At 49.3% G+C, this 12,592-nt stretch carries 7 protein-coding genes and 1 pseudogene; 2 read left to right on the top strand and 6 right to left on the bottom strand.

Annotated elements, in window-relative coordinates:
• A pseudogene (locus WG8_RS01345) lies at positions 1–479 on the top strand (prenyltransferase/squalene oxidase repeat-containing protein); the annotation flags it as partial.
• Between the two features lie 34 nt (positions 480–513).
• Positions 514–1,218, top strand: a complete 705-nt coding sequence (locus WG8_RS01340) for a cupin domain-containing protein (RefSeq protein WP_007428261.1) — start codon at positions 514–516, stop codon at positions 1,216–1,218.
• Between the two features lie 83 nt (positions 1,219–1,301).
• On the opposite strand, the gene WG8_RS01335 is transcribed toward WG8_RS01340, so the two are convergent.
• From WG8_RS01335 to WG8_RS01310, 6 genes are all read right to left on the bottom strand, one after another.
• Positions 1,302–2,600 (bottom strand): ABC transporter substrate-binding protein, encoded by a 1,299-nt coding sequence (locus tag WG8_RS01335; protein ID WP_007428259.1) that lies wholly within the window; start codon positions 2,598–2,600, stop codon positions 1,302–1,304.
• A 201-nt stretch (positions 2,601–2,801) separates the two neighbouring features.
• Positions 2,802–5,474: a pyruvate, phosphate dikinase gene (gene ppdK, locus WG8_RS01330; protein WP_007428258.1), complete on the bottom strand. Its 2,673-nt coding sequence runs from the start codon at positions 5,472–5,474 to the stop codon at positions 2,802–2,804.
• Between the two features lie 297 nt (positions 5,475–5,771).
• On the bottom strand, positions 5,772–6,329 hold the full coding sequence (locus tag WG8_RS01325; RefSeq protein ID WP_043890670.1) for a GNAT family N-acetyltransferase: 558 nt from the start codon (positions 6,327–6,329) through the stop codon (positions 5,772–5,774).
• A gap of 225 nt (positions 6,330–6,554) precedes the next feature.
• Positions 6,555–10,610: an RCC1 domain-containing protein gene (locus tag WG8_RS01320; protein WP_043890669.1), complete on the bottom strand. Its 4,056-nt coding sequence runs from the start codon at positions 10,608–10,610 to the stop codon at positions 6,555–6,557.
• A 406-nt stretch (positions 10,611–11,016) separates the two neighbouring features.
• On the bottom strand, positions 11,017–11,478 hold the full coding sequence (locus tag WG8_RS01315) for a hypothetical protein (RefSeq protein WP_007428255.1): 462 nt from the start codon (positions 11,476–11,478) through the stop codon (positions 11,017–11,019).
• Between the two features lie 47 nt (positions 11,479–11,525).
• Positions 11,526–12,548: an ABC transporter ATP-binding protein gene (locus WG8_RS01310; RefSeq protein ID WP_442950066.1), complete on the bottom strand. Its 1,023-nt coding sequence runs from the start codon at positions 12,546–12,548 to the stop codon at positions 11,526–11,528.
• Positions 12,549–12,592: the final 44 nt, after the last annotated feature.

Raw genomic sequence — 12,592 nt, 5'->3', positions numbered from 1 at the left:
CATGGTACGGCCACTGGGGGATATGCTACATTTACGGGACTTGGGCAGCGCTAACGGGCCTGAAGGCCGTGGGGCTTCCTTCCGATCATGCCGCTGTAACCAAAGGGGCGGATTGGCTGCTTGCCATCCAAAATGCAGACGGCGGCTGGGGAGAATCGTGCCGCAGCGATCAGGCGGAGCATTATGTGCCGCTTTATGCCAGCACGCCTTCGCAAACGGCCTGGGCGCTCGACGCGCTGATCGCGGTGCACGACCGGCCTACGCCCGAGATCGAGCGAGGTGCCGCCAGATTGATCGAACTGCTGCACGAAGACGGCTGGGCAAGCGCGTATCCGACCGGTGCCGGTTTACCGGGGTATTTTTACGTCCACTATCACAGCTATCGGTACATCTGGCCACTTCTAGCGCTGGGCCATTATGTCAAGAAATACGGGGACATATTCCCCCCGCCGCAAACATATATATTCAGTAGAAATTGAGGCGCCAAAGCGAAAGGAAAGGCAGGGGACGACCGTGGCGGTTTCTTATATGGATTTTACTTCACCTTCCGCACAATTTGCGTTCGACTTGAGAAACAACCCGGCATTCATCAAAGACGAACGCAATTACTTTAACTTATTGTCCATCAAACAGCTGAATACGTTGGGGAACATGTCGATGCTGGATACTTACCTGGACAAGGGCAACGCTATCGAACCGCATTACCACCAAAACGCTTCGGAACTCGTTTATTGCATCTCGGGCGAAATCATCGTTTCCATCATTAATCCGTTCACTAAGGAACTTCGGCATTATGCCATCCGGCCCGGTCAGACGGCCAGCGTGCCGCAAGCTTGGTGGCATTATGACACCGCCGCCGCCGACGGGACGCATTTTTTGGCGATTTTCGACGCACCGGTTCCCGAGATCATTCCCGCTTCCGACATGCTGCGGTTAACGCCGGCCGAAGTATTCGCGCATGTCTATTGCCTTGATGAAGCCAAAGTAAAAGAGGCTTTTGCCCCGCTGAATCAAACCGTGATCATCGGGCCGCCAAAAGGCTGTCAAAAGGCAACTCAGAGCGCTCACTATCAGCCGCAGCCTAATCCTGCCTCCAGCGCCCATCCTCCCTGTAACCAGGGCTATGGCCTTCGCCCGTACCAGCAAAGCGACAGCAACCCGCAGCGGCCACAGGTCATCGGAAACGGCTGGGCGCATTCGTATCATAACGGGCCTTGATCGGTCGAGAAATCCCGCACACGAATCGAGTAGGAGGGGGCGGCTAGAAACGGACGATAGCGCGTCACGGCCATATACCGTGCCTACTTGACCGCCTTGGATATGATCTGATTCAGCTTCTCTATCGTTGCCACAGCATCCTGCTTGCCGAGGAACATCAGATCCATCGTCTCCATGATATCCGAGTTTAATCCCGGTACCTGAGCATCATAGGCCAGTGCGGAGCCATGTGCATGCCCTCTGTCGCGTCCTTCGGTCAAATAGCTGGAATGCTCAATCGTCGCCTTTTTCATAATGCTCTCATCTGCGGCGGCAAGCGTACCTATGGCATTCCCGCCTTCAACCAGTCGCGCCTCCTGTCCCTTCACAGAAACATAGAATGCCGCCAGCTTCATGGCCTCTTGCAGATGCGGACTGTTTTTGTTCACGGCTACATAGGCAACCGGTATGGCGACAGGTTCATTTTTGCCTGTATTGGAAGGCCAGTAGATATAATCAAAGTCGAGGTTTTGATTTTGACTGAACAAGGGCTCCAGCCATCTTCCCGCCGCTAGCATACCGACCTGATTGGACATGAACATCGCATCTGCCCCTTGTTCCTTGGGAAGTGATCCGAGGTAAACTGCATTTCCCTTGCTCACCATATCGTACATGAAGCGGAAGGCTTCCTTGCCCTTTTCATTGTGGTCCAGTACATACTTGCCTTGCTCATCAAAAATCCGGCCGCCATTCGACCACACCCATGAATACCAGTGAGCCCACCAGTTTTCCGCAATATAGCCTTGCTTTCCGGCAGCCTTCAGCTTCGATGTGACTTCCTCAAAGGCATCCCAGTTCCACTTGCCTTCGTCATCATATTCCTGCGGTGTCTTCACACCTGCTTCTTTAAAGACTTTTTTGTTGTAATACATCACCATCGGATTCGAGTCGAGGGTGACCCCATAGATTTCCCCATCACGCTTCGCCGGGCCCCACAATCCTTCTGGAAAATCCTCGGCCTTCACATCACTCGCATCACTTGTTAGAAATTCACCCAAAGGCTGTACCTGCTTCGCCTCAATCAAACGCGCAATCGTCGGTTCATACGAATAAAACACATCCGGTCTGCGACTTCCCTGAAGCTGTGTCAGCAGCTTTTGCTCATATTGGTCTCCCGGCACAGGCACCAGCTTAACCTCAATATTCGGGTTTTCCTTTTCAAATGCATCCAATACCCGCTGGTACACCTTCACCTCCGCAGGATTACCCCAGACCTGCAGGGTCAGCCGCACTTTGTTACCTTCTGTGCTCTCCAGCTTGGGAGAGGTACTGCATGCCGCTGCGAGTAAAAACAGTACGCTGAGAAAAAAGCCAAGCTTGATCCAGCTCATGTAATCGTCCATCGTAATCGCCTCCTGTAGCTTCGCATAGTTATATGTCACGCTATTTTAAAACGCTTACAAAAATGTTCTCTATCATCATATGTAGAAGGAAGAGACGCGATCCGAGATATGTGTGTAAAATATAATACATAACGAACAAGGCAGCCTTGGGATCAAGGCTGCCTTGTTTATTTTACACAATATACTATTGAAATGGTTCAGCTACAAAGCGGACAACGTTCTCTCAGGCTGCTCCGCTCTGACAAGCAAGGCTGCTTGTGCAGCGGCAATGCGGGCAAACGGCACCCGGTACGGGGAGCAACTAACATAGTCCAGTCCGCTGCGGTGACAAAAGAGAATTGACTCGCTATCCCCGCCATGCTCACCACAGATACCTGTCTCCAGAAAAGGCTTTTTTGCTCTGCCTTTGACAACAGCCCATTCGATCAGCTTGCCTACGCCATCCTGATCTAACACCTGGAAGGGATTGGTTTCCAGAATATTCTTCTCCATATAGGAGCCGAGGAATTTTCCTTCGGCATCATCACGACTGTAACCAAAGGTCATTTGTGTCAGATCATTGGTTCCAAAGGAGAAAAAGTCGGCGTACTGGGCCACGCTATCTGCCAGCAGGGCGGCTCTTGGCACCTCAATCATCGTGCCCACCCGATATCTGAACCCTTTGAATTCCTCGCTAAGCACCTGAGCGGCTACCTTATCAACCAGTTCCCTCATTTGCTTGAGTTCATTGGAGTGGCCAACCAGCGGAATCATAATCCCCGGTCTTACATCCACGCCCTTGCGCAGTGCCGCTTGCGCGGCCTTAAAGATCGCTTCAATCTGCATGTCGTATATTTCTGGGAACAAAATGCCCAGCCGAACACCGCGCAGACCCAGCATAGGGTTAATTTCCCGCAGCTCGTGCACCTTGGAGATGGTATTTTTAAGACGTCGCAGCTCCTCCGCATGGCCGCCGGAAAGCTCAAGCTCCCGCTGTTGCTCCTGAAGCTGTTCCAGATTCGGCAGGAACTCATGCAACGGCGGGTCCAGCAGGCGAATCGTCATCGATAAACCGTCCATCGCACTGAACATAGCCTCAAAGTCAAATTGTTGCATTTGGAGCAGACGATTCAAATGAAGAATCCGCTCCTCCTGATCATCCGCCAAAATCATCGCCTGAACGATAGGCAGACGATTGCCCGAGAAAAACATATGCTCCGTCCGGCAAAGCCCGATGCCTTCGGCTCCAAATTCCCGCGCTTTGACTGCGTCATGTGGCGTATCGGCATTGGTGTAGACCTTCAATGTCCGAATGCCATCCGCAATTTCCAGCAGCTTCAGCAGCTCCGGTGTAATGACCGGCTCGCTCAGGGACAGACTGCCTTCGTACACCTGCCCGGAGGTCGAATCGATCGAAATATTTTCCCCTTCCTGAAAGGTACGGTTTCCAATGCTGACGCTCCGACTATCCAGATCAATGCTCAGCGCGTCACAGCCGCAAATGCAAGGTTTACCCATCCCCCTTGCAACCACGGCAGCATGGCTGGTCATCCCTCCTCGACTCGTCAGCACACCTTCAGCGGCAATGATCCCATGAACATCGTCGGGCGAGGTTTCCACACTGACCAGGATGACTTTCTGCCCATCCTTCGTCCAGCTCTCTGCCGTATCTGCGTCGAAGACAATACGCCCACTCGCTGCGCCGGGCGAGGCAGGCAGACCTTGGGCAATCGCAACCAGTGGTGTGGAAGTATCAATGGAGCGATGCAGCAGTTGATCCATGTGGGACGGCTCGATCCGCTGGATCGCCTCCTCTTGGCTGATAATCCCTTCCTCCACCAAATCTACAGCTATTTTTACAGCCGCCTGCGCCGTTCTTTTGCCGCTGCGCGTCTGTAGCAGATACAAATTGCCTTTCTCAATCGTAAACTCGATATCCTGCATATCCCGGTAATGGTGCTCCAGCAAGGAAGCCAGCTCTTCCAGACGATCATAGACTAGCGGCTGCTCCTCCAGAAGCTGGGCAATAGGATTGGGTGTTCGCACTCCGGCAACAACATCCTCGCCCTGGGCATTCACCATATACTCACCGTACAATTCCTTAGCACCTGTGGAGGGATTGCGGGTGAACAGTACCCCGGTTCCACTGTCGTTGCCGAGATTGCCAAACACCATGGCCTGAATGTTCACTGCTGTCCCTTGTTCATCCGGGATGCCGTAAGCCTTCCGGTACACCTTGGCACGCATATTGTTCCAGCTGCGGAACACAGCTTCCACCGCCAGTTGCAATTGCTGATATACATCCTGTGGAAACAGCTGGCCGCTGCGCTCTGCGACCAGGTCTTTGTAATTTGCGATCAATTCCTTCCATTCTCCTGCGCTAACCTCCTGGTCACTGGCACGCCCGTTGGTTTGCTTGTTCTGCTCCTGCAGGTGTTCAAAATGGATGGCGTCTATACCTAGCACGACCTCACCAAACATTTGGATAAATCTGCGGTAGCAGTCATAGGCAAAGGTTTCATTTCCCGTCTGTTTCGCCAGTCCACGCACAGTTTCATCATTCAGACCCAGGTTCAGAATCGTATCCATCATACCGGGCATCGAGGTTACCGAGCCTGAACGGACAGATACCAGCAAAGGCCGCTTCGCATCTCCGAATATAGCCGACTGGGCTTCCTCAACATCGTGCAGGGCAATTACGATTTCGCCCAATAAGCCCTCCGGGAGCTTGCCGCCGGAAGTAAAGTAGGCTCGACACGCCTCGGTAGTCACCGTAAAGCCGGGAGGGATCGGAAGACCTAGTGTCGTCATTTCCGCGAGATTGGCGCCTTTTCCTCCTAGTAGCGCTTTCATCCCCAACTTACCTTCGTTAAATGAGTACACTCTTTTCAACATTGAATTCATTCCCTCCACTTATCGAGATACATGCCTGAATTGATCAATATGTCTTATCTAAAGTTGTAACACATATCAGGAGGTCATTTCAATATATATGACGTAATATATGTTTATAATATTCATTTATGATGTTTTAATCAGTGAATAAACTTATTTATAAAACACTTTAATTCGTGGTTAGCCGTATATTCAAATAGAGTGAGCTGATCCTAAAAAAATACAAAAAGAGGCCGCCCCACCGTCATCTTTGATGACTTTTGGAACAGCCCCTGTACTCCATTCAGATTGTATTTTCTACATCTCTATTAGCATCTTTTCAAAAATATTAAAACCTTCCGTTTCCCCCATATAGGTATAGCCGCATTGTCTGTAAAACTGGCTAAGCTTGTCATTCCCCGCAATACAATCCAGCCGGATTCGATCCTTGCCCGCGAAACGGATGCCTTGTTCAATCCATTGCATCAATTCATGGCCTAGTCCCTTCCCGGCTCTATCTCGATCCACAACCAAACGATGCAAATATACGGAGGTTCCTCCCTCGGAATCAGCATCATCTAACCCCCACAACTTACGGTCCCATGCACTGGGCTGCTGCTGCAAGATCACAGCGCCTGCCAATGCATGATCCTCTGATGTGCGGAAAATAATCACTTCTCCCCGCTCAATAGCGCCGCCCAGGTTGTGATCATCTTTCCCTTTGAGTAGGTTGCCCCATTGCGTGGAGCCTTTGCTGTGCAGCCATCTGGCCGTCTTTAAAATCAACTCCTGAACCTCAGCCTGATCTTCAGTACTTGCCTGAAAAGCCATTAATCCTGGTTTGACGGATGATTCGACAATAGTCATTGATGTCATGCTGCACCTCAGCTCTCTTTATGATCTATGAAAACTATAGCATAAAAAATCGTTTTTCCCATATCTCGTACATGTAGTTTCCGCTGCATTAATCTCCTCCAGATTTCCACTTTGCGAGCACCTATGTAATTAGAGATGGCGTGTACCCAGCAGCAAGTGACAATAAAACAGGGCTGTTCACAGGTCACTTTAGATGACTTATGAAACAGCCCTTTCCATTTATGATTACTTGCTATGAAGACGGTCTAGCAGTCGAGCAACCAATACGCACACTTCAGCACGGGTTATTTGACGATCTAGTCTCAACGTATTGTCCCCATATCCCTCTATCAGATGATTTTCAATAGAAAGTGCAATTTCATCGGAAGACCAATCTCTCAATGAAGCCGTATCTTTAAACTTCTTCAATTGATTTTCCAGGTTTTCGCTTTTTGAAATGGATTTACGATACTGTAAAGCCCTCACCAATATCGCAAAGGCTTCTTTTCTTGTTATTTCTTTATTTGGATAAAAATAATTATTTATATCTCCTTTTGCAAGCCCCATCTTTCTGGCCAGTTTAATATAGTTGTAATACCAATCAGGATTGGTTACATCCTTAAAATCCGGTGTTTTATCCTGTCCAACCTCAGCAGATTCCCCCAAGGCAAGTACGAGCACTTTGACAAATTCCGCTCGAGTAATGCTCTTTTTCGGTTTGAATTCCTTAGCCGAGTAGCCGTTAATGATTTTCAAATTGTATAGCTTTATGATTGCCTCGGTTGCCCATTGCGGATCATAAATGTCTTCAAACGTGAGTTGAATGATGCTGCCGCTGTCAGCGCCGCTTTTGCTTTCATTATTACCTTGATCAAGCCTGCTTTCGTTACCGCTGCTTGGATCGCTGCCTTTACTTTTGTTTTCACTGTCTTGACCAGACCTATGTTCGTTATCGGTGCCCTTGCTTCCATTGTTGGCTTGTCCAGAGCTTTCGTTTTTACTACCGCTCTGACTGTTGTCATTATCACCGCTCCTGGAAAGAGTGGACAACATAATTTCCGTTGGCGTGCTCTCTCCATAATTATTGGAAGCTGTAACCGTAAAAGTGTAGGACGTATTACTGTTTAATTGCTCCACTAAATAATTAAGAGAAGTTACCTGGGCGATTTCTACTCCATTTTGTTTAATTTTGTACTTGGTCGCCCCGGCAGCAGCATTCCATGTCAGAAGCACGCTATTTTCATGCGGTTGGCCTGTAAGATTTTGCGGCGGCAAGGGCGCTTCATACGTATCCGTCGTTACCGTCAGCGTGCTTGCGTTGCCAATTCCATATGCGTTTTGCGCGGCAACCCAATACTCATAACGTTCGCCGCCCGTAATCGTATCCGTGAACGTCGTATCGCTTCCCGTATAAATCACAGCGTTATCCCGCTTCAATATGTAGCTCGTCGCCGTTGGAACGGTATCCCAGTATACGGACATCGTGACACTGCTCATTTGAACCGCCGTGAGATGCCCGGGACTATCCGGGTATCTGCTGTTCATCACGAACGAAACACTCTTTTCTTCGCCTTTACCGCTTGAATTCACGGGAACGACCGAATACGTGTACGTTGTTCCATGCACGGGACTTGAATCTGTATATTCGGTATCAGTTCCCGTGTAGATCGTTGTTCCGTCCTTTTTTAGTTCGTAGGAGGTCGCATAAGGACTCTTTGTCCAACGAATTGTCGCTGTGCTCCCCCCATATGTTGCGTTAATGTCTGAGACGGCGGACGGCAGCGGGTCGAGATAAGAAATGGAAAATGAGCTTGCCGTAATATCCTCAAGAGGAGCATTTACCAGTCCACTTTTTTGAATGGTTACATAAGCATTAGTCACACTATCCGCTGCTGTATGCTGTGCTGCTTGTCCCGCAAAATGTAAAGTAAGCTCTGAAGCACTGTCTTTTGTAACCGTATAAGTAATTCCGGCAGGCAAGTTACCCACATAAACATCATCCGTTACGCTGTCATTGAACTCATCTCCGGTTAAAGTAACGGTTAAAGTCCCAGCAACGGTCCCGTCATTGGTTGCCGTTTCTTTGACTGTGTTTGCGCCATACAAAGCAGAAGGCTTATCATATTGGGCGAATACGGGCACATTGCTGCTGACAGCGGCGCCGTCGCCAAATTGTCCATATCCATTCCACCCCGCAAACAGTGCATCACCAGATGCATTAATTAAACCTGTCTGGTTCAATCCGAAGGCAATGGTCTTCACATTGGGCACGTTGACGTTTAATGGAGTATTCGACGAAATGAAGCTATTATTTCCAAGTTGTCCATATACGTTTCGTCCCCACAGCATCGTGTTCCCGCTTCTGTCTATAGCGCCACTGTTGAGATAGCCCGCAAAAATATCCTGTGCACTCCCGATTCCTGAAACCGTTGTCGGCACATTCTTATTTTCATTCGTACCATCGCCTAATTGTCCGTAATTATTTAAACCAAAAGCAACAATCTTGCCATTCGCTTTTAAGACCAAATTGTGCTCGTAGCCCGCTGCAATCCTGACAGCATCGGCTATACCGTTCACTTGAACAGGAGTATTGGAATTTGCGTTAGTTCCATTCCCCAACTGCCCTTCCGCTCCATTTCCGACAGTATAAACCGTTCCATCACTTTTAAGGGCAATGAAAGTGGCTCCATTGGCAGAGATAGCTTGTATCCCGCTCAGGTCCGGCATTTGGGTAAATGTCGATCTAGGGGTAAAATCCCCCAGTCCCAACTGTCCTTTCGCATTGTCTCCGGAAGACCAGACATTTCCGCTCTGATCAAGAACGTATGAGGCATTATCGCCTGCCGCAATGTCCTTTATGTTAAACAAACCGGCACCGATTCGGAAAAAAGAATACTTATTATTTGTCGTTCCATCGGACAATTGCCCGAATGTGTTATTACCGGTTCCATATAATTCGATGATACCGTTATTGTCTGTCATTACCAGGGTATGAGAGTTACCTGAGACGACTTTTTTTACGGTTCCCGCAACGCTTGAAATCGCTTGTGGGGATTGTACATAAACCCCGCCGTTACCCAACTGCCCGATAAGATTGCTCCCCCAATTGAGCAACTCGCCCCTTTCGTTAATTTCGTTTACATGATTTAATCCCATGCTAATGGAATGAACGAAACCCTTTATTGTTGTGGAAAAAAAACTGGTGTTTAAATTCGTTCCTATAGCAAGTTGTCCGTATCCGTTCCAGCCGCTGCCAATCACTTTTCCGTCAGAAGTTAGAATGACGCTGTAAGATTCGCCGCTTATAACTTCTTTAGCGTTATCGATGTTGTTAAATAATTTCCAGTCTGTACTTCCCCAAGGACTCGATTGATTGATTTGGCCGTAAAAGTTAGCCCCTGTTCCAACAACGGCACCATCTCGTTTTACCGCAATGGAGTGAACGGACCCGGAGGCGGCGTCCATAAAATCGCCAACAGGAACGGGCGTCCTTGCATACGAAGTGCTTCCATCCCCGAGTTGCCCGTTAGCATTATACCCTGCTGCATAGGTTGTTCCCGAACCGATGAAAAACGTAGAGTAGTACCCAAACGCGATCTTTGTGACGTTATGAATTGGGGATGCTGTCGGTGAATTTCTCGTAACATTATCTCCGAGGCCTAATTGGCCGGCCCAGTTTGAACCCCAAATCATAACGGTACGGTCGGCCAAAATAGCTGCCGATGTTTTATTTCCTGCAAAAATAGAGGCAACCCCGTTCAATGAAGATAATTTCGTAAAGTTAAGCCGGGATGAAAAATTCCCCAGACCCAATTGGCCGGCATCATTACTCCCTGATGCCCATACGTTTCCGTCCACATCCAGCGCAAGTATATGATCCCTGCCGACGGCCACGTTTTTGATAGGTGGCAAGCCGCTTACTTTCATAAATGATGATTTGTTTATCGTATCTCCTAGTCCAAGTTGGCCTTCGCTGTTTGCCCCTGTCACGTAAAGATCATTCGCAGCATCGACAAAGGCAGACTGATTGCCGCCCGCGCTTATTTCCCTAATTTCTTGCGGGTGATCAACTCGAACAGCAATTTCCCGCATTCGAGTATCCCGAAGCCCCAATTGTCCGAATTCATTGTTGCCCGCTGCATAAACCTTTCCGGATTCGGTAAGATACAATGTATGATTGTCGCCACCGGCAATGCTCTTTATTGTAACCAAGTCCGATGGAACAGCAAAAACAGTAGAAGAGAATACTATCAAAACAAACATGCATACGCAAAAAGCTATGAAATATTTTCTTTTCAACAAGCTAGACCCTCCAAATCTGACCTTCCACGACTTAAGATGACTTTCATCTCGCAACATAAGGATTCACGTCCCCAAAGATAACTTCCATATTTCGTATGTATTATTTAACATCCGCCAGGCTTGCGCTCAAATACATATATATCATCGGATTTTTGCATTCAACCGCTTAGTGATTAAGACAAAAAGAATATAAAGTTATTCACTCGGCTCCCCATCTTTTTGTCATACTTGAATTACACAAGAAAAAGGTACAGTCCCCTCATATTTCTTGAGTGGCTGTACCTTTTTTACATCAAAGGACTTTTTTAGTGGCCTTGGTCGATTCTGCCCTTTCTTTTGAACTTGGTATATTTATGCAGATGCCAATAAGGAAATAGAGCTTCGCAATGCGGGAGGTAATCATTAATTACATGCTGGTGGTCTGCACAGCAGGCACAATTCGGTACAATCCCGCAGTATTGCCAATCGCAGGCCGCACTTCCTGTATGCCCCAACCAAACGACAGCACCCGCTCCAGCCGTTCATACTCGGCTTGCGTCAGTTCGGATGTAACGGCTTCGCTTCCTTCCTCCAGGGACAGCTCGGGCTCGCGCCCGAACGCAGCGGCAATCCACGAGTTGATCCCCCGTATTGTGTTGTACTTGATCTGGTATCCGTCCGTTACCGCGCTGACAAATACCTCCGGCTCTTTGGATGCCAGCCCGGTGGCGAGCTCCGCATAATCAAAATCGGATGGTCCGTCCGTTGGCAGCTCGTTTTGCTGCACCCGGCGGATTAACTCCTCATTGGACCAGCCCAATGAGCGTAATGATTCCAGCAAGAGCGCATCCCATTGGGAAATGCGTACTCTGTTCGTTGAAGTAGTCATCGTTTTTGCCTCCTTTATGGTCACGTACATCGCACACCGACCTTAACCTAACGGTTAACCGGATACGCTACATAATGTCCGGGACTGATCTCGCGTAGCTCGGTTGCACCGTTGCTATCCTTGTCCCATGACCATGAACTATCTGGTTGAGCGAAGCCTTCCTCCAGCCCCCCTTGCTTTCCGGCCGCTCTCGGGTCAGGCACGGGGATAGATGACAGCAGCGCCTGCGTATAGGGGTGAGCCGGCTGCTCATACAGCTCATCCGCATCAGCTACCTCTACCAGTCGCCCACGGTACATCACACCGATTCGGTCTGAAATATGCCGCACCATCGATAAATCATGGGCAATGAACAGATACGTCAGCCCAAACTCCTGCTGGAGATCCTCCAGTGTGTTAATAACCTGCGCCTGGATGGACACATCCAGCGCTGAAATCGGCTCGTCGCAGACGATGAACTCGGGGTTCACGGAGAGCGCGCGAGCAATGGAAATCCGCTGGCGCTGCCCGCCGCTGAACTCATGCGAGTAGCGGTACAAATGCTCCCGCTTCAGCCCTACCTTTTCCAGTAAAGCCACAACTGCCTCTTTCCGCTCACTTCCTTGATGCAATCTATGGATATCCATTGGCTCGCCAATCAGTTCAAGCACGTTCATACCGGGATTAAGCGAGGAATACGGGTCCTGAAAAATACTCTGAATACGCCGACGCAGCGGCTTGAGCTGCTTATCGTTCAATTTGGAAATATCCTGACCGTCAAAGCGTACCGTACCCTCCGTATAATCATACAACCGTGTCAGGCAGCGTCCAACAGTCGATTTGCCACTGCCTGACTCGCCCACCAATCCAAACGTCTCCCCACGCTTGATTTGAAAGCTCACGCCGTCAACCGCCTTGAGCACCTCGGAGCTGCGCCCTAACAAATCCTTGGCAGTCACAAAATGCTTCTTAAGCTGATGTACCTCCACCAACGGCTGACGCTCACCCGCTACATGATTGCCTTCACTCACTGCTCCACTCACGTCATTCCCTCCCTTCTGCTTCCGCACTGCCCGTGTCAGGCGTCTCATAGACTCCGGCAGGCATAGCATCCGGCTCGTTCAGCCAGCAGGCC

The sequence above is a fragment of the Paenibacillus sp. Aloe-11 genome (genome assembly GCF_000245715.1).
In the GTDB taxonomy this organism is placed as follows: Bacteria; Bacillota; Bacilli; order Paenibacillales; family Paenibacillaceae; genus Paenibacillus; species Paenibacillus kribbensis.
The sequence above is the reverse complement of the archived record's forward strand: the minus strand, read 5'-3'. Positions and strand labels throughout refer to the sequence as shown.